At 72.7% G+C, this 16810-nt stretch carries 18 protein-coding genes; 5 read left to right on the top strand and 13 right to left on the bottom strand.

The window, feature by feature from the left end; all coding sequences use genetic code 11:
- Window positions 1–36: 36 nt before the first annotated feature.
- The 8 genes from AB0B97_RS26220 to AB0B97_RS26255 form a co-directional block, all read right to left on the bottom strand.
- Window positions 37–1242, bottom strand: coding sequence for a hypothetical protein (locus AB0B97_RS26220; protein WP_357497270.1), 1206 nt, complete (start codon window positions 1240–1242; stop codon window positions 37–39).
- Window positions 1235–2038 carry a sugar phosphate isomerase/epimerase family protein gene (locus tag AB0B97_RS26225; protein WP_357497272.1) on the bottom strand — a complete coding sequence of 268 codons (804 nt, stop codon included), beginning with the start codon at window positions 2036–2038 and terminating at the stop codon, window positions 1235–1237. Before AB0B97_RS26225 ends, AB0B97_RS26220 begins: the two co-directional genes overlap by 8 nt.
- A 176-nt stretch (window positions 2039–2214) precedes the next feature.
- Window positions 2215–3369 (bottom strand): dihydrodipicolinate synthase family protein, encoded by a 1155-nt coding sequence (locus AB0B97_RS26230; protein ID WP_357497273.1) that lies wholly within the window; start codon window positions 3367–3369, stop codon window positions 2215–2217.
- Window positions 3366–4517 carry a Gfo/Idh/MocA family oxidoreductase gene (locus tag AB0B97_RS26235; RefSeq protein WP_357497274.1) on the bottom strand — a complete coding sequence of 384 codons (1152 nt, stop codon included), beginning with the start codon at window positions 4515–4517 and terminating at the stop codon, window positions 3366–3368. The genes AB0B97_RS26230 and AB0B97_RS26235 overlap by 4 nt, the downstream gene beginning before the upstream one ends.
- Before the next feature lie 39 nt (window positions 4518–4556).
- Complete coding sequence (locus AB0B97_RS26240; RefSeq protein ID WP_357497275.1) at window positions 4557–5351, bottom strand: ABC transporter ATP-binding protein; 795 nt, start codon at window positions 5349–5351, stop codon at window positions 4557–4559.
- A 4-nt stretch (window positions 5352–5355) separates the two neighbouring features.
- Window positions 5356–6360, bottom strand: coding sequence for an ABC transporter substrate-binding protein (locus tag AB0B97_RS26245; RefSeq protein WP_357497276.1), 1005 nt, complete (start codon window positions 6358–6360; stop codon window positions 5356–5358).
- A 23-nt stretch (window positions 6361–6383) separates the two neighbouring features.
- Window positions 6384–7346 carry an ABC transporter permease gene (locus AB0B97_RS26250; protein ID WP_357497277.1) on the bottom strand — a complete coding sequence of 321 codons (963 nt, stop codon included), beginning with the start codon at window positions 7344–7346 and terminating at the stop codon, window positions 6384–6386.
- Window positions 7347–7587: 241 nt separating this feature from the next.
- On the bottom strand, window positions 7588–8304 hold the full coding sequence (locus AB0B97_RS26255) for a cupin domain-containing protein (protein WP_357497279.1): 717 nt from the start codon (window positions 8302–8304) through the stop codon (window positions 7588–7590).
- A 93-nt stretch (window positions 8305–8397) separates the two neighbouring features.
- On the opposite strand from AB0B97_RS26255, the gene AB0B97_RS26260 reads away from it, so the two are divergent.
- Window positions 8398–9471, top strand: coding sequence for a LacI family DNA-binding transcriptional regulator (locus tag AB0B97_RS26260; protein ID WP_357497281.1), 1074 nt, complete (start codon window positions 8398–8400; stop codon window positions 9469–9471).
- A gap of 176 nt (window positions 9472–9647) precedes the next feature.
- On the opposite strand, the gene AB0B97_RS26265 is transcribed toward AB0B97_RS26260, so the two are convergent.
- Entirely contained in the window at window positions 9648–10307 is a 660-nt protein-coding gene (locus AB0B97_RS26265; protein ID WP_357497283.1) for a fasciclin domain-containing protein, read from the bottom strand.
- A 152-nt stretch (window positions 10308–10459) separates the two neighbouring features.
- Here AB0B97_RS26265 and AB0B97_RS26270 point away from each other — a divergent pair, with 152 nt between their 5' ends.
- Complete coding sequence (locus tag AB0B97_RS26270) at window positions 10460–10945, top strand: GNAT family N-acetyltransferase (RefSeq protein WP_357497285.1); 486 nt, start codon at window positions 10460–10462, stop codon at window positions 10943–10945.
- A gap of 16 nt (window positions 10946–10961) precedes the next feature.
- On the opposite strand, the gene AB0B97_RS26275 is transcribed toward AB0B97_RS26270, so the two are convergent.
- Window positions 10962–12233 (bottom strand): MFS transporter, encoded by a 1272-nt coding sequence (locus AB0B97_RS26275; protein ID WP_357497287.1) that lies wholly within the window; start codon window positions 12231–12233, stop codon window positions 10962–10964.
- A gap of 133 nt (window positions 12234–12366) precedes the next feature.
- Here AB0B97_RS26275 and AB0B97_RS26280 point away from each other — a divergent pair, with 133 nt between their 5' ends.
- Window positions 12367–13557: an FAD-dependent oxidoreductase gene (locus AB0B97_RS26280; RefSeq protein WP_357497288.1), complete on the top strand. Its 1191-nt coding sequence runs from the start codon at window positions 12367–12369 to the stop codon at window positions 13555–13557.
- Window positions 13554–14474: an RNA polymerase sigma-70 factor gene (locus tag AB0B97_RS26285; protein WP_357497289.1), complete on the top strand. Its 921-nt coding sequence runs from the start codon at window positions 13554–13556 to the stop codon at window positions 14472–14474. Before AB0B97_RS26280 ends, AB0B97_RS26285 begins: the two co-directional genes overlap by 4 nt.
- Before the next feature lie 53 nt (window positions 14475–14527).
- On the opposite strand, the gene AB0B97_RS26290 is transcribed toward AB0B97_RS26285, so the two are convergent.
- Window positions 14528–15088 (bottom strand): NAD(P)H-dependent oxidoreductase, encoded by a 561-nt coding sequence (locus tag AB0B97_RS26290; RefSeq protein WP_234582539.1) that lies wholly within the window; start codon window positions 15086–15088, stop codon window positions 14528–14530.
- Window positions 15089–15223: 135 nt separating this feature from the next.
- Here AB0B97_RS26290 and AB0B97_RS26295 point away from each other — a divergent pair, with 135 nt between their 5' ends.
- Window positions 15224–15688, top strand: a complete 465-nt coding sequence (locus tag AB0B97_RS26295) for a MarR family transcriptional regulator (RefSeq protein WP_234582540.1) — start codon at window positions 15224–15226, stop codon at window positions 15686–15688.
- A gap of 30 nt (window positions 15689–15718) precedes the next feature.
- On the opposite strand, the gene AB0B97_RS26300 is transcribed toward AB0B97_RS26295, so the two are convergent.
- Window positions 15719–16051: a transcriptional regulator gene (locus AB0B97_RS26300; protein WP_234582541.1), complete on the bottom strand. Its 333-nt coding sequence runs from the start codon at window positions 16049–16051 to the stop codon at window positions 15719–15721.
- Window positions 16048–16782: a hypothetical protein gene (locus AB0B97_RS26305; RefSeq protein WP_357497292.1), complete on the bottom strand. Its 735-nt coding sequence runs from the start codon at window positions 16780–16782 to the stop codon at window positions 16048–16050. Before AB0B97_RS26305 ends, AB0B97_RS26300 begins: the two co-directional genes overlap by 4 nt.
- Window positions 16783–16810: the final 28 nt, after the last annotated feature.

The raw sequence follows: 16810 nt of genomic DNA on the forward strand, positions 1-16810 counted from the left end.
CGGCGTTCCCGCGCGGCCGGCATCTTCTCGCCAGCGTCACGCCAGACGCCTCCAGAGCACTGTGAGCAGTGCGGCGAGGCCCAGACCGAGCAGTGGGGCGACGCCGATCCCGGCGAGCGTGCAGGCGACCGCGACAAGCGCCGGCGGCATCCAGCACCAGGCGGGCACCCTCCGCGCGGTCCGGCCGCGACGGCGGGCCGCCGCCTCGGTCGCCATCGGCACCACAAGCACCGGCAGCGCGGCGGCCAGCAGCGTCAACCAGGGCAGCACGAGACGGTCGAAGCGCGCCACCGCCAGCAGCCCGCCGAGCACCGCGACGGCGACCATCGCGGGCCGCGCCGGCACCCGCGGCGTCAGGCCGCGCACCGCCAGCGCCCCGGAGTAGGTGGTGGTCAACGCCGCGGCGAAGACGGCCACCGCGACGAACAGATTGGCGTACGCGGCCAGCCCCGACCCGGCGGCGAGGAGCGCGACCACGTCCGCCGAGCCGGTACGCAGCCACAGGCCGGCACCCACGAGCACACCCAGCAATGCCGGCCCGATCAGCAGCCCCACACACCAGACCAGGTCCCGCCGCCGGGCGAGACCCACGCTGAAGTCCGGCGCCCGCAACGCGAACACCGCCGCGTAGCCGATCAGCGCGGCACCGTCGGCCAGCCCACCGGCGGCGAGACGCACCGGGGCACCGGGCGGCGGCAGCACGGTCAGGCACCAGCCGACAAGCACCACCGCGCTGAGCGTGGTGAGCACCGCGACCCGGTTGCCGTACCGGGCCGGCGCCCAGGAGACGGCGAGGACCGCCACCTCCAGCAGCGCCGGCCCGGCCCAGCCCGGCAGGTGCGCCAACGCCGCGAGGGACGCGCCGCCGAGCCCGACGTTGAACCCGTTCCAGCCGATCATCGACACGGTCAGCACGGCCGCCAACAACAGCCGTGAGGTGTCGCCCAGGTACGCGGGCAGCACCGCCGTCAACGTCCCGGCGTCACCGAGCGGCCGGCGCAGGCCGATCCGGCCCTGCCCCCAGAGCAGCGCCGCCATCAGCGCCCCGCCGACCAGCAGCCCGGTCACCGGCACCGCGCCGCCGTGCCGGGCGGCCATCGCCGCACCGAGCACCAGGGTGGCCGGCGCGGTGCCGATGCCCAGCCAGGCGCCGGCCGCCGACGGCCAGCGCCGTCCGGGTGGGTCATCCCGGGACGACGTCCGCGCGCCGGCCAACCCGCCGTCGGGCATTCGCTCAGACAACGTGGCGCAGGTAACCGGCGATCGCCTCGTCCAGCACCTGTGCGCCGGGACGCGCCCACACCTCGGCGGAGAAGACCTCCACCTCGATCGGCCCGCGGTAGCCGGCCGCGTCGACCGCCTCGCGCAGCCGGCGCAACTCGATGCACCCGTCGCCGGGCAGCGCCCGGCCGAGCAGCACCCCCTCGGGCAGCGGGGTCACCCAGTCGCAGACCTGGAACGCGGCGATTCGCGCGCCGGCCCGCGCGATCTGCGCGTACACCGTGTCGTCCCACCACACGTGGTACGCGTCGACGACCACGCCGACCACCGCCGGGTCGAACCGCTCGGCGATGTCCAGCGCCTGGCCGAGGGTGGCGATCACGCACCGGTCGGCGGCGAACATCGGGTGCAGCGGCTCGATGGCCAACCGGACGCCGGCCGCCGCCGCGTGCGGGGCCAGCTCGCCGATCGCGTCAGCGACCCGACGGCGGGCGCCGTCGATGTCCCGGCTGCCGGGCTGCAGACCGCCGGAGACCAGCACCAGCTCGGGTGCGCCCAGCGCGGCGGCCTCCTCGATGGCCCGCAGGTTCTCCGTACGCCAGTCGTCGGCGGTGAAGAAGCCGCCCCGGCACAGGGACGTGACGACGAGCCCGGCGTCGCGGACCAGTTTCGCCGAACGGGCCAGCCCGTACCCGGCCACCGGCTCCCGCCACAACCCGATGCCCGGCACGCCGGCCGCCACGCAACCGGCGACCACGTCGGGCAGCGCCCAGTGCTGGGCGGTGGCCTGGTTGAACGAGAAGCGCGTGAGGCTCACAGGGCTGTTCTTCGTTCGCGACTGCGGGGCTCGCAAACCCGGCTCACTCCTCGCGCTCACTGGGCTGTTCTTCGTTCGCGACTGCGGGGCTCGCAAACCCGGCTCACTCCTCGCGCTCACTGGGCTGTTCTTCGTTCGCGACTGCGGGGCTCGCAAACCCGGCTCACTCCTCGCGCTCACTGGACGACACCCGCGACGGTGAAGAACGCCCGCGCTCGGGCGGCGGCCAGGTCGGCGTCGGGCAGCAGTCCGGCCGCGTCGGCCAGGGTGAGCAGCGTCGCCAGGTGCGCCGGGGACCGCCCGGACTGCGCGCCGCCGACCATGGTGAAGTGGTCCTGGTGACCGGCCAGCCAGGCCAGGAACACGATCCCCGTCTTGTAGTGCCAGGTCGGTGCCGCGAACAGGTGCCGGGCCAGCGGCACGGTCGGCGCGAAGATCTCGTCGTACGTCGCCAGGTCGCCCCGGTCGAGGGCGGCCAGCGCGGCGGCGGCGGCCGGTGCGATCGCCGCGAACACCCCGAGCAGCGCGTCCGAGTGGCCCACCTCGTCACCCCGGATCAGCTCCGGGTAGTGGAAGTCGTCGCCGGTGTAGAGGCGTACCCCCGCCGGTAGCCGGCGGCGCAACGCGACCTCCCGGCCGGCGTCCAGCAGTGACACCTTGATGCCGTCCACGGTGGACTGATGCGCCTTGATCAGCTCGACGACCGTGTCGGCGGCCAGGTCCAGATCGGCGGATCCCCAGTATCCGGTCAACGCCGGGTCGAACATCGGGCCCAGCCAGTGCAGCACCACCGGCTCGTCGGCGGCGGTCAGCAGCTCGTCGTACACCCGGAGGTAGTCCTCGGGGCCGCGGGCGGCGGCGGCCAGGTGCCGGCTGCACATCAGCACCGGCCGGGCGCCGGCCGCGCGGACGTCGTCGAGCTGTTCGCGGTACGCGGCGGCGACCGCCGACAGGGTGGCCGGGCCGGGCGGCAGCTGGTCGGTACCGACGCCCGCGACGATCCGGCCGCCCACGGCACGGGCCTCGGCGGCGCTGCGCCGGATCAGCTCCCGGGTGGCCGGGTAGTCCAGGCCCATCCCCCGCTGGGCGGTGTCCATCGCCTCGGCGACCCCCAGCCCGTACGACCAGAGGTGCCGCCGGAATGCGAGTGTGGTGTCCCAGTCCACGGCCGCCGGGGCCCCCGGCACGTTCTCCGCGCCCGGGTCGGCGACCACGTGCGCGGCGGCGTACGCGATCCGGCCGGTCGCCGGGGCGGCCGGGCGGGCGAAGCCGCTCCCCCCGGCGAGCCGGTGTCGCCGCCCGCCCGGCAGCACCACGTCGGCGGCGCTCATGCCCGCAGCTCCGGCACCTGGACGCGGACGCCCTCGCGGGCGGCGCGCAGCCCCAGCTCGGCGAGCTGTACGCCGCGCGCGCCGGCCAGGAAGTCCCACTGGAACGGCTCGCCGGCCACGACGTGCCGCAGGAACGCCTCCCACTGCACCCGGAAGCCGTTGTCGAACTCCTCGTTGTCGGGCACCTCGCTCCACTGGGCGCGGAAGTCCTCGGTGACCGGCAGATCCGGGTTCCACACCGGCTTCGGGGTGACCGCCCGGTGCTGCACCCGACAGTTGCGCAGCCCGGCGACGGCGCTGCCCTCGGTGCCGTCGACCTGGAACTCCACCAGCTCGTCGCGGTACACCCGCACGCCCCAGGACGAGTTGATCTGCGCGATGATCCCGCCGTCGAGTTCGAAGATGGCGTACGCGGCGTCGTCGGCGGTGGCCGCGTAGGTGCGGCCGTCCTCGTCGACGCGCTCGGGCACGTGGGTGGCTGTCACGCAGGAGACCGCGTTGACCCGGCCGAACAGCTCCTCCAGGACGTAATGCCAGTGCGGGAACATGTCGGACGTGATCCCGCCGCCGTCCTCGGCCCGGTAGTTCCAGGACGGGCGCTGGGCCGGCTGCCAGTCGCCCTCGAAGACCCAGTAGCCGAACTCCCCCCGCACCGAGAGGATCCGGCCGAAGAAGCCGCCGTCGATGAGCCGCTTGAGCTTGCGCAGACCGGGCAGGAACAGCTTGTCCTGCACGACGCCGGTGCGGATGCCGGCCGCGGCGGCGGCCCGGGCCAGGTCGAGCGCGCCGGCGGTGTCCTCGGCCAGGGGCTTCTCGGTGTAGATGTGCTTGCCGGCCTCGATCGCCTGACGGATCGCCTTCTCCCGCTGCTGGGTGACCTGGGCGTCGAAGTAGATCTCGACGTCGTCCCGGGCCAGCGCCGAGGTCAGGTCGGTGGTCCAGTCTGTGAGGCCGTGCCGTTCGGCGAGCTCGCGGAGCTTCGTCTCGTTGCGCCCGACCAGGACCGGTTCCGGCCAGATGGTCGTGCCGTCGGCCACCGGCACGCCGCCGGACTCGCGGATGGCCAGCAGGGACCGGACGAGGTGCTGGCGGTAGCCCATCCGTCCGGTCACGCCGTTGACGATGATGCCGATGGACCTGCGGGTCATGGTGTTCCTTCCGTCGTGCTGGGTGGTGCCGATCCGCGTTCAGTGGTTGGCGGCCGCGCTGCCGAGCAACCCGCGTAGTTCGGTGGCGAGGCGGTCGAAGCGGGGGTCCGACATCACCTGCGCGTAGTCGCGGTGCGCCGGCAGTTCGACCGCGAAGGTGCGGATGATCCGGCCGGGCCGGGCGCTCATCACCACGACCCGGGTGCCGAGGAAGACCGCCTCGGCGATGGAGTGGGTGACCAGCACGACGGTGGTGCCGGTCTCCCGCCAGATGCGGTGCAGCTCGGCGTTCATCTGCTCCCGGGTCAGCGCGTCCAGGGCGCCGAACGGCTCGTCCATGAGCAGCACCGGCGGGGCGTGCAGCAGCGCGCGGCACAGCGCCACCCGCTGCTGCATGCCGCCGGACAGCTCGTGCGGTAACGCCTTCTCGAAGCCGGTCAGGCCGGTCATCTCGATCAGCTCGTCGGCGCGGCAGGCCGCCTGCGCCCGGTCCATGCCGCGCATCTCGGCCTGGAGCAGGATGTTGGCCCGCGCGCCGCGCCACTCGAGCAGCGCGGCCTTCTGAAAGACGAAGCCGATCTCCTTCTGCGGGCCGCGTACCGGGCGCTCCAGCAACGACACCTCGCCGCTGGTGGGCTTGACCAGCCCGGCGACGATCTTCAGCAGGGTGGACTTGCCGCAGCCGGACGGGCCGACGATGGTGACGAACTCCCCCGGCTCGATGTCGAGCGACACGTCGTCGAGGGCTGTGGTCTGCGACCGTCGGGTGGTGAACCGGACGGTCACCCCGGACATTCCGATGGCGGTGCCGGTAGCTGCCGGCGCGGCGCTCACCGGGTCACCCCTGCGCCGCGTACGAGGAGTCCCAGTACGCGTTGGGCGCCCCCGGGTCCTTCAGCTCGGCGTAGCGCGACATCAGGTCGATGGTCTCGGACCACTGGGCCTCGGTGTTGACTCCGGGCGGGCCGTCCCCGCCGAGCAGCGGCAGGTTGAGGGTGAGCTGTTTGGTGAGCACCTCGGGGGCGGGCTCGTTCTCGGCGAGGGCCGCCATGGCGCTCACCGCGCCGGCGGGGTCGCGGGCGGCGTCGGCCCAGGACTTCTGGGTGGCCCGGACGAACTTGCGGGCAAGCTCCGGGTCCTTCTGCAGGGTCTGCGTGTTGGCGATCAGGCCGGTGCCGAGCAGGTTCATCCCGTAGTCGGCGAAGAGCAGCACGTCGACCTTCTTGCCGGTCTTGCTCTCGATGGTCGGGGCCTGGTCGTGGAAGAAGCCCATGATGGCGTCGACCTTGCCCTCGGCGAGCGCGGCGATCTTGCCGGCCGCGTCGACGTTGACCACCTTGACGTCGTTCTTGTTGACGCCGTTCTTCTCCAGCCAGGCCGGGAAGGTCGCGTAGAGGGCGTCGCCGGGCGTACCGCCGACGGTCTTGCCCTTCAGGTCCGCCGGTGTCTTGATGTTCTCCTCGGTGAAGAACTCGACCGAGGAGGGCCCCTTCTCCAGGTACGCGCCGAGGCTGCGCACCGGCATCCCGCTGGCCACGGACTTGAGCAGCACCGGACTGTCGGCCCAGCCGAAGTCGGTCTGCTTCTGGGCGACCTGCTTGACCGTGTTGCCGGAGCCGTTGCCGGGCAGGATCTTCAGGTCGATGCCCTCGGCCGAGTAGTAGCCCTTCTGCAGGCCGTAGTAGAAGGGGGCGTGTTCGCCGTACGGCACCCAGTTGAGGGTGAGGGTGACCTGCTTCTTTCCGTCGGCGCCGGTCGTGCCCGTGGAGTCGTCGGCACCGCAGCCGGTGGCGGCGAGGAGCAGGGCGGTGGTGGCCAGGATGGTGGTGGCGGTGCGTTTCATCGGTGCCTCCGTGATGGGGTCGGTCAGGAGGTGGTGAGGGACACGCCGGCACGGCGGCTGGCGTGCCACGGGATGAGCAGTGCCTCGGCGATCTCGACCAGGACGAACAGGACGATGCCGATGGCGGACATCAGGATCAGGTCGGCGAACAGCAGCGGGGCGTCGAGGTTGCCGTTGGCCAGCAACAGGACGTAGCCGAGCCCTTCGCTGGCCCCGACGAACTCGCCGACCACGGCGCCGACCACGGCGAGGGTGACGGCCACCTTGAGGCCGGCCATCAGGTGCGGCAACGCGTTCGGGAAACGGATCTTGCGGAAGGTGCGCCACGGCCCGGCGCCCATGGTGGCGGAGAGGTCGAGCAGTTCCGGGTCGGTGGACCGCAGGCCGGCCACCCCGGAGATGACCACCGGGAAGAACGCGATGAGCACGGCCAGGATGATCTTCGGGGTGAGGCCGAGACCGAACCAGACCACGAGCAGAGGCGCGATGGCGATCTTCGGGATGACCTGTGCGAACAGGACGATCGGGTAGAGCGCCTTGTCCAGGGTGCGCGAGTAGGCGATGGCGACAGCGGTGGCCAGCCCCAGGGCGGCGGCCAGCACGAAGCCGAGCACCGTCTCGTACAGCGTGACCATGGTGTGCCGGGCCAGCTCGGACCACTGGCCGGTCATCGTGGTCCAGACCTGGCCGGGAGTGGGCACCAGGTAGTTGGGCACGTACTCCCGGGCGGCGACGAACCACCAGGCGACGAAGAAGGCGACCAGCACCAGGGCCGGTCGCCACAGCGAGTCGGCGAGGGCCGCCGCGCGCCGACCGAGCGTGGGGCGTGGTGCACGGCCACCACCGGACGGCGGTTGCGCCACCCTGGACGGACCGTCGACGACTGTCGCACCGACTTTTCCTGGCGCGGAGGCGGCTGCCCGCGCACCGCTCGCCTGGTCGGCGGCGGCCGACCGGCCCGCCGTGTCCAAAGAGTTCTCGGTCACGCGAAACCTCCTCGGGGCCCGGCACGGCACTCGTGGAGCGGGCCGGTCGGCGGATCAGGCAAACGCTTTCCTGGAGCGTAGGCGGCCCCCTCACGCCGGGCAAGGCCTTTCCTCGATCTATTCGTCGATCGGCCCGGCCCCGCACGCGCCGGGCCACCGGCGGCCCGCGCACACCCCGCCGTCAGCGAGACAGCGGCGGATCGGGACCCTCCACTCCGGACGGACGACGCGACGAGCGCCGTCAGTCGCCGGCCGGGTAGGTGTCGAGGAGGCCGCACATGCCGAGCCGGCCCCGCTCGACCGGTTCGGGCACCGCGTACACCCCGGCGTCGCCCAGGTGTCCGGGATCCCCCCGCTCGAGGGCGTCGAGCTGCACGGCGGTGTCGGCGGCGGCACGGCCGGCGCCGGCTTCCCACCGCTGCCGCCAGCGCGCCAGCAACGGCTGGCGCAGCGCGATCGCGGCGGCGTGGAACGCGGCCAGCGCCGCCGGTCCGCCGGATCGCAGCGCCGAGAAGCCGGTCACCGCCAGATCCCGCCGGCGGTACGCGGCACGCACGTCCGCGCCCGGCGCTCCCCCGTCGGGCAGCGCCGCCGCCGCGGCGTACGCCGCCGGGTCGGCCAGCACCTCGGGTGGGAAGGTCAGCACCGCGTCGCCGGCCTCGGGCAGGCCGCTGTTCTGCATGAGCACCACGATGCTCAGCCCACCGGTGTTCACCAGGCGGTGCACGGTGCCCGGTTCGAACCAGACCACCGCCCCCGGCCGCAGCGGCGTCTCCCGGAACCCGGCAGTGGTCAGGGTCTGCACCGCGCCCTCGCCGTCGGTCACCACGTACCCCTCGGTGCAGCACAGGTGCACGTGCGGGGTGCCACCGACGACGCCGTCCGGGGCGCCCGTGTCGTAGACGCGCAGCCGGGAGACGCCGATCCCGCCGGGAAGCGCCGCGAAGCGATCGGACATGGCCGGGCCTCCCTGCGGGAAAGGGCTTTCTCTGCGGTACGGTGACGCTAGCCGGCGCGGCGAAACGCCGTCAACAGACCGAGGGGGCGGGCCATGGCGACCCTGTCCGACGTGGCGCGACGCGCGGGCGTCTCACCCGCCACCGCCTCCCGCGTCATCAACGGCAGCAGCAAACCGGTCACCGACGAGCTGCGCGAGCGGGTGCTCGCCGCCGTCGCCGAGTTGCAGTACGTGCCCAACGCGCACGCCCAACTGCTGGCCCGCTCGCACCGCAGCGCGGTAGGCGTGATCGTGCACGACGTCTCCGACCCGTACTTCGCCGAGATCACCCGAGGGCTCCAACGGGTCGCCACGGACCAGGGTCGGCTGCTGATGATCTGCAACAGCTACCGCGACCCGGACCGCGAACTGGAGTACGTGGAGCTGCTGCGCGGCCACCAGGTGGCGGCGCTGATCCTGGCCGGCTCCGGCTACCACGACGAGGCGTTCACCCGGCAGCTCAACGAGAAGCTCGCCGCGTACGAGGCGACCGGCGGGCGGGTCGCGGTCATCGGTCGCCACGAGCACTCCGGCGACGCCGTCATGCCGGACAACCGGGCCGGTGGTCACCTCGCCGGTCGCGAACTGTGCGAGCTGGGGCACCGGGCGATCGGCGTGGTCGCCGGCCCCCGCATCCTCACCACCACCACCGATCGGCTGGCCGGGCTCCGCCAGGCCCTCGCCGAGCAGGGCCGCGAGCTGCCCGAGCACCGCATCCGGTACGCCGAGTTCGACCGCGACGGCGGCGCCGAGGCCACCGCCCGGCTGCTCGACGCCGACCCCGGGCTGACCGCGATCGTGGCCCTCAACGACTCGATGGCCATCGGCGCCCTGGCCACCCTGCGGGCCCGCTCGCTGGCGGTGCCGCGGCAGGTCTCCGTGGTCGGCTTCGACGACATGCCGATCGCCCGGGACGTGACGCCCGCACTGACCACCGTGCGGCTGCCGCTCGTCGACATGGGAGTCCGGGCGATGTCCCTGGTGCTCGGCGCGGAGGCGCCGGCTCCCCGGGTCGAGGTGCTGTCCGCCGAGCTGATCCGCCGGGACACGTCCGGGCCGGCGCCGACCCAGCGGCGCGAGGCGACCGCGTCGGCGCCCCGCGCCCGGCGAGCCGACGCCGCCTCCTGACCGGGCTCGGCCCCGCGGAGTCCGGTCAGGACGGACGGCGTAGCTGGGTTGCGGATCGAGGACGAACCGGCTGCGGTACGTCCTCCCGGCGGCGTCGCGCGAACGAGCAGATCACGGCGCACGGCGCGGCCCGTGCGGGTGGCGGCCGACGCGGGGTCGGCCGCCACCGGGGTGGGTCAGGGCAGGTCGATCGGGCGCAGCACCCGGTCCACGGTGTGCGCGATCTGCCGGTTGCCCTTGTTGACGTCGAACGTGACCACGCGGGCGTCACGGTCGTTGGTGTCGGCGTCGACCAGTCGCAGCTGGCGGAAGATGAACCAGTAGGTGCGGACGTCGACCTTGACGCTCGGGCCGAGGGCGGTGGTCAGCTCCGCGCCGTCGGCCTTGAGGGCCGCCCTGCGGTCGATCGTCGAGCCCGGCACGACGTGGTAGAGCAGCACCGTCTCCACGGTGTCGATACCCAGCCCGGCGACCGCGGCGAACGCGGCGCTCTCCCCGGGCAGCTTCCTGGCCTTGGTCAGCTCCTGCACCAGTTGCTGGAACGCGGCGTCGTTGGGCAGGAACGCGGTCAGTGCGACGGTGCCGTCGGTGAGGACCTTCACCGGCGAGTCCGGCTTGGCCTCGAGCACCGCCAGCACGGCCGCGGTCAGGACGTCGAAGTCCCGCGAGTTGCGGTCGAAGCCGCTCGTGTCCTTCGTGAGCACCTGGGCGAGCGACGTCGTGCCGAGCGGCTTGGCCTTACCGGTCGCCTGGGCCGGCACGGCCACTGCGGTGGTGGCGAGCGCGGTGGCCACGGCGCCCACCGCCATCCGGGCGGCGAATCGTGCGATCTTCATCAGCGGGCCTTTCGTCGAAGCGACGGATCCGTGACGTCTCGTCACGACACATGCTTCGCGGCCGGCACACCGCCCGGATGCAGCCGTCGCCGGGAAAGTTCGGCAGCCGAAATCCGCTGTCCCCGCCCGGGCGCCCCGCGTAGCCTGCGCCGGTGCTGATCCGTGAGTTCGACGACCAGGACTGGTCGCAGGTGTGGCCAATGATCGAGGACGTGGTCCGGGCGCAGGAGACCTTCCCCTACGACCCGGACATGACAGCGGACACGGCGTACCGCGTCTGGGTGGAGGCCCCGCCCGGCCGGACCGTCGTCGCGGTCGACGGCGAGCGGGTGCTCGGCACGGCGAAGATGGGCACCAACCGGCCCGGGCCGGGCGCGCACGTGTCCACCGCCAGTTTCCTGGTCGCCGCCGACGCGCGGGGCCGGGGTGTGGGCACCGCGCTGTGCCGCGACGCCCTGACCTGGGCACGGCGCCGGGGGTACGCAGGCATGCAGTTCAACGCAGTGGTGCAGACCAACCGGGTGGCGGTCGAGTTGTACCGCAGGGAGGGCTTCGACGTGGTCGGCACCGTGCCGGGCGCCTTCTGCCACCCCACCCTCGGCCGGGTCGGTCTGCACGTCATGTACCAGGAGTTCTGACCGCCCCCGCCGGTGGTCAGCCGGCCTGACCCACCGGGACGGCCGGAGGCGACAGATGTGTCTGCGCGCCAGCGCGGCGGATCGGGGTGAACAGCCCGCCGACGGCGACCAGCAGGCAGCCCGCTCCGGCCGCGAACGCGACAGCCGCGACGCCGTACCGGCCGGCGGCCCAGGTCAGGATGGCGGCGCCGGCCGGCCCGAGGGCGTAGTGCGTGCTCCAGAACGCCGAGGTGACCCGGCCGAGCAGATGGTCGGGGGTGATCTCCTGGCGCAGCGACATCGAGCAGATCCCGCCGACGCTGAGACAGCACAGGTAGACGGCGGTGAGCGTGGTGACCGCCGGCACTGTCGTCGCCATGCCGGCGCCCGCCACCGCGAACCCGCAGACGGCGTGCGCGCCGATCCAGGTGGCGCCGAAGCCACGCCGACGGCGCAGCGGGGCCACCAGCAGCGCCCCGGCGACAGTGCCCAGCGCCGCCAGGCCGAGCACCGCGCCGACCGTGCGTTCGGTGCCGCCGAGGTCGTGCGTGACGTGGTAGATCAGCACATCGGTGAAGCCGTAGGTCAGGAAGATGAACACCGACAGCAGGACGGTCAGCGCGCGGAGCACGGGCTGTCGCCACAGGAACCGCGCCCCGGCCAGGAACTCGGCCAGCGGGCGCTCCCGCGGCACCGCGACGTCGGCGGCCGGAGCGCTGCGCAAGCGGATGAGCCGCAGGCCGGCCGCCGAGAGCGCGAAGCTCGCCGCGTTGACGGCGATGGCGACCGCCGGACCGAAGCGGGCCGACACCACGCCGGCGAGCAGCGGTCCGAGGACGGCGGCCGCCGCGAACGTCGCCTGGAGGCGGCCGTTGGCCTCGGTGAGCCGGTCGGAGTCGACGAGGTTGCGCACCGCGGTCACCGCCGCGACCTGGAACAGCATGCCGGCCGCCTCGCAGATCGGCAGCACGACGAAGAGCAGCCAGACCTGCGGGCCCGCGAGCCAGGCCAGCGGCACCAGGGCGTAGAGGACCAGACGGGCCAGGTCCGCGACGATCATCAGCGTACGGCGGTCGTACCTGTCGACCAGCACCCCGCCGAAGATCCCGGCGACCACCGACGCCGCGCCGGCGACTGCGGTGAGCAGGCCCATCTGCGCCACCGACCCGGTCGCCTGCAACACCAGCAGCGGCACCGCCAGGTAGGCGAACGCGTCACCGGCCGCGGAGAGCGACTGCGCGATCCAGTACGTGCCGAAGGAGCGGTCCCGCCACAGCGGAGCCCGCCGAGGGCTGGCAGCTCGGCTCATCCCGTCGAGGGTAGTGGCCCTCGCAGCGCCGTGCCGACCGTCACACCGGGCCGATGTCACGAACCGGTCGGCGTACCGCATCTCGTGGTCGTCACCTCGATCGGCGAGGGACGGCGAGCGGAGAGGCACCACGATGAGCACAGCACAGACCCCGCACCGGGTCGTGATCCTGGGCGCGGGCTACGCGGGCATGGCCACGGCGATCCAACTCGCGGCGCGCACCCGGCGACGCTCCGACGTGCGGGTGACCGTGGTGAACGCGCAGGAACGGTTCACCGAGCGGTTGCGGCTGCACATGACGGCGACCGGACAGGACGTCGCCGAGCTGACCATCCCCACCCTGCTGGCGGAAACCGGCGCGAGGTTCGTCCGCGGCTGGGTGACGGCTGTGGACGCGCACGCGCGGACCGTCCGGGTCGACGACAGCCAGATGCTGCACTACGACACCCTCGTCTACGGGCTGGGCAGCGTCGCCGACACGGCAGCGGTGCCGGGCGCGCAGGAGCACGCGTACACCCTGGACAGCCCGGCGGACGCGGCGGCGCTCGCCGACCGGCTGGCGCGGCTCGGCGCGGGCACCGTCGTCGTCGCCGGCAGCGGGCTGACGGGCGTCGAGGCGGCGGCCGAGATCGCCGAGCGGCACCCGGAACTGACTGTCGTGCTCGTCGGCCAGCGGGAGCCCGGGGCGGGCATGAACGCGAAGGCACGGGCCTACCTGCGTAACGCCCTCACGCGCCTGGGCGTCCAGGTGCACACCGGCGCGGCGGTGACGCGGGTGCTGCCGGACGGGGTCGAACTGGCCGACGGGCGGACGGTGGCCGCCGCGGTCGTGCTCTGGACCGGCGGCACGCGGGTGTCGCCGCTGGCAGCAGCCGCGGGGCTGACCGTCGACGATCGCGGTCGCGTCGTCACCGACGCGACGCTGCGCTCGGTCTCACATCCGGACGTGTACGCGGTGGGCGACGCCGCGGCGGTCCGGCAGGGCTACGGCGTCCTGCACGGCACGTGCCAGAGCGGCATGCCGACAGGTGTGCACGTCGGGGTGTCGATCGCCCGCAGCGTGCGGGGTCGACAGCCGCAGCCGTTCCGCTTCGGCTACTACCACACACCGGTGAGCCTGGGACGGCGTGAAGCCCTCGTGCAGTTCACCCATCCCGACGACAGTCCGCGCCGGCTGTGCCTCACCGGCCGTACCGCCGTCTGGTACAAGGAGACGGTGAGTGCCTCCCCCTGGCCGACGTACCGTCGCATGTCGCGGATGCCGGCGTCCGGCGCGTTCTGGCCGCGCGGTGGCCGCTTCACCCGCCTGCGGGACGCGCGGTGACCCGGCCCGGCGACGGCGCCGACCAGCAGGTGTTCCACCTCCACCGCAACCTGCTGTTCGCGGTGGCCTACCGCGTCCTCGGTAGTGCGGCCGACGCCGAGGACGCGGTGCAGGACGCCTGGATCGCCTGGTCGGCGGCCGACCGTTCGCAGGTCGCCGACCCGAGGGCGTACCTGGCGCGGATCGTGTCGAACGTGGCGTTGCAGCGTCTGCGCTCGGCCCAGCGTCAACGCGAGACCTACGTGGGGCCGTGGTTGCCGGAGCCGATCCTCACCAGCGGTGACACCGCCGACGCCGTCACGGACGTCGAGTCGGTGTCGATGGCCATGCTGGTCGTGCTGGAGACACTCAGCCCACTGGAGCGAGCGGTGTTCGTCCTGCGGGAGGTCTTCGACTTCAGCCACGCCGAGATCGCGGAGGCGGTGGAGCGCTCCGAGGCCGCGGTGCGCCAGGCCGCGCACCGCGCCCGCGAGCACGTCCGGGCCCGACGTCCCCGCTTCCCGGCGGATCGCGCCCGCCAGCGCGGGGTCACCGAACGGTTCGTCGCCGCCGCCACCGGTGGGGACATCAACACCCTCCTGGAGTTGCTGTCCCCGGACGTCACGCTGTGGACCGACGGCGGAGGCAAGGTCCGCCAGGCCCTGCGGCCGATCGTGGGCGCCCGCACGGTGGCCACCTGGTTCGCCGCCATCGGCACGGTGCCCTACCAGGGTGTCCAGCCCGCCGACAGGACAGTCGCGTTGGCCGAGATCAACGGCGGGCCGGGCGTGGTGTTCCGCGGCGCGGGCCGGGTGATCGCCACCGTCACCCTCGATGTCGACGCCGACGGTCGGGTCGCCGCCATCCACAACGTCGCCAATCCCGACAAGCTGCGGGCCGTCGCCACCGGCGCCGCCCACGACGTCTGGTCGTCCTGAAACGGCCCCGGGAGGGACTCCCGGGGCCGTTTCAGGGGCGTACGCGCAGCGGGTCAGCCCTGGCGCAGCGGCGCGAGCGCGGCGCTCCAGGCCACGACCTGGTCGAGGGTCACGTTGAGCGCGTCCCGCTGGTGGTCGTTGGGCTTGAAGACGCTGAAGTTTTCGAAGTCGGTGAAGAGGGACAGCGCGACCTGCGAGCGCACGTCGGCCATCTGCAGCTCACCGGCGATCAGGCGCAGGTGCTCGACGGCCCGGGCGCCGCCGACCGAGCCGTAGCTGACGAAGCCGACCGCCTTGTTGTTCCACTCCGCGTAGAGGAAGTCGATGGCGTTCTTCAGCGCACCCGAGGTCGAGTGGTTGTATTCGGGCGTCACCATCACGAATCCGTCGAACGACGCGATGGTCTCGGCCCAGCGCAGCGTGTGCGGCTGGCTGTACTGACCCATCGCGGGCGGGTACGCCTCGTCGAGGTGCGGCAGCTTGTAGTCGAGCAGGTCGATCAGCTCGAACTGCGCGTCGGTGCGCTGCTGGGCGATCTCGTGGACCCAACGGGCGACGGCTTCGCCGTTGCGCCCCGGGCGGGTGCTTCCGAGGATGATCCCGATCCTGGTCATGGCTGCGCCTTTCAGTGGTCCGAACCTGGCGCCGGAACGCTAGCCGGTCCTTGCTTGGTCAAGCAAATGACGGACCTATGGGCGTGATCACACGCTGGGTAAGCAATTGCTCAATCAAGCAACTACGCTGGGACCATGACCGACCCCACCGCAGAGCCGCTGCGGCCCCTCGACTCCGACGAGGAGGCGCTCGTCCGCGCCCTGGGCCGGGTGATGTACGTGATGCCCCGCACGATCGACGCCGACATGGTCAACGACCGGCAGCTGCCGCTCACCGAGTACACCGCCCTGATGAACCTCTCCGAGGCGCCGGACCGGCGGATGCGCATGCACGAGCTGGCGGCGGCCTGCTACCTCTCCCTGAGCGGCATGACCCGGACGATCATCCGGCTGGAGACGCAGGGCCTGGTCAGGCGGGAGCGGTGCGAGGAGGATGCGCGCGGCTGGAACGCGGTGCTCACCGACGCGGGCTTCGCCCGGCTCCAGGAGTCCTGGCCCAGCCACCTCGCCGCCGTACGCCGGCGGTTCCTGCGCCACTTCGAGGGCCTCGACCTGGCCCAGCTGGCCCGCGCGTTCGGGCGCGCGGGAGCAGTCGACTAGCTGGTTCGTCGAGGTGATTCAGCCCGCCGGTCACCGGTCGGCGGCCGGCGCCGCCTCCCCCTGCTCGACCTCCTGAATGAGTTGCTTGAGGTGGGCGATCTCGACGCGCAGGGCCGCCCGACCGGCAGCGGTGAGCGTCACCCAGGTGCGCGGGCGCTTGCCCTCGTAGCCCTTCTCGATCTGGATCAGCTCGGCCTTCTCCAGGACGGTCAGGTGCTGCCCGAGGTTGCCTGCGGTCAACTGCAGAGTGGTGCGCAGGAAGCCGAACTCGACCTGGCGAGCCTGGTGCGCGATGGCCAGGATGCCCAGCCGGACGCGCTGGTGGACCACGTCGTCGAGACCGTTGGTGGGATGGTCGGTCATCGCGCCGGAACCTCGGTGCTCGGCTTGAACAGGGCGAACGCGGCACTGCCGAGCAGCAGCAGCGCCGCCGGGACGAGCAGGTGCGGCAGGAAGAACCACCGCGAGGTCGAGTGGATGACCTGGCTGCCCTGCACCAGCACGATCGCCAGGTAGACGAGGGTGTACGCCAGCAGTGCCCGGTTGCGTTCGACCCACGCGAGCACCAGCAGCGCCAGCGCGATGACCGCGATGGGACTGGCCAGCCCGTTGACGAGCCACGCCGTCGGCCCGACCTCGATCTCGACCGGGTCGACGGAGAAGGGGTCGGCGGGGACGGGGACGAGCGGGTGGTACGTCAGCCAGATCGACACGGCGGCCATCAGAGCGGCCAGCGCGACGCCGACGACGACGTAGGGGCGGATCGGGGTGCCCACGCCACGTCGTCGGGACTGCTTGACGTAGAAGCCGGCGATCGCCACGTACGCGAGCACCAGCGCGACGGTCCAGTATCCGAGCTGCGTCGGACTGGGCTCCATGCAGACCGTCTGCCCTTGACGGGACCGGCAGGTGCCGAACAGGTCGAGGTAGGGGGCGTACCGGTAGACGGGTATCGCGACCAGGGTGACCGCCGCGAGGACCAGCAGCGGAAACCAGGTGCCGCGCTGGGCGACATGGACCTGGCGGGTCAGGTCGCGCACGGCCGCCAACAGCTCGCGAGGACCGTCTGCCTGCGGAGCGGATTCGTGTGTCATGAAGTTAGCTTTGCATTACAGACCTGTC

The organism is Micromonospora sp. NPDC049004 (assembly GCF_040649315.1).
GTDB lineage: Bacteria > Actinomycetota > Actinomycetes > Mycobacteriales > Micromonosporaceae > Micromonospora.

Excerpts from the sequence above, each read along its gene's own strand:
- AB0B97_RS26230 (WP_357497273.1), bottom strand. The coding sequence starts at position 3,369 with ATGAGCGCCGCCGACGTGGTGCTGCCGGGCGGGCGGCGACACCGGCTC.
- AB0B97_RS26235 (WP_357497274.1), bottom strand. The coding sequence starts at position 4,517 with ATGACCCGCAGGTCCATCGGCATCATCGTCAACGGCGTGACCGGACGG.
- AB0B97_RS26245 (WP_357497276.1), bottom strand. The coding sequence starts at position 6,360 with ATGAAACGCACCGCCACCACCATCCTGGCCACCACCGCCCTGCTCCTC.
- AB0B97_RS26255 (WP_357497279.1), bottom strand. The coding sequence starts at position 8,304 with ATGTCCGATCGCTTCGCGGCGCTTCCCGGCGGGATCGGCGTCTCCCGG.
- AB0B97_RS26260 (WP_357497281.1), top strand. The coding sequence starts at position 8,398 with ATGGCGACCCTGTCCGACGTGGCGCGACGCGCGGGCGTCTCACCCGCC.
- AB0B97_RS26265 (WP_357497283.1), bottom strand. The coding sequence starts at position 10,307 with ATGAAGATCGCACGATTCGCCGCCCGGATGGCGGTGGGCGCCGTGGCC.
- AB0B97_RS26275 (WP_357497287.1), bottom strand. The coding sequence starts at position 12,233 with ATGAGCCGAGCTGCCAGCCCTCGGCGGGCTCCGCTGTGGCGGGACCGC.
- AB0B97_RS26280 (WP_357497288.1), top strand. The coding sequence starts at position 12,367 with ATGAGCACAGCACAGACCCCGCACCGGGTCGTGATCCTGGGCGCGGGC.
- AB0B97_RS26290 (WP_234582539.1), bottom strand. The coding sequence starts at position 15,088 with ATGACCAGGATCGGGATCATCCTCGGAAGCACCCGCCCGGGGCGCAAC.
- AB0B97_RS26295 (WP_234582540.1), top strand. The coding sequence starts at position 15,224 with ATGACCGACCCCACCGCAGAGCCGCTGCGGCCCCTCGACTCCGACGAG.
- AB0B97_RS26300 (WP_234582541.1), bottom strand. The coding sequence starts at position 16,051 with ATGACCGACCATCCCACCAACGGTCTCGACGACGTGGTCCACCAGCGC.
- AB0B97_RS26305 (WP_357497292.1), bottom strand. The coding sequence starts at position 16,782 with ATGACACACGAATCCGCTCCGCAGGCAGACGGTCCTCGCGAGCTGTTG.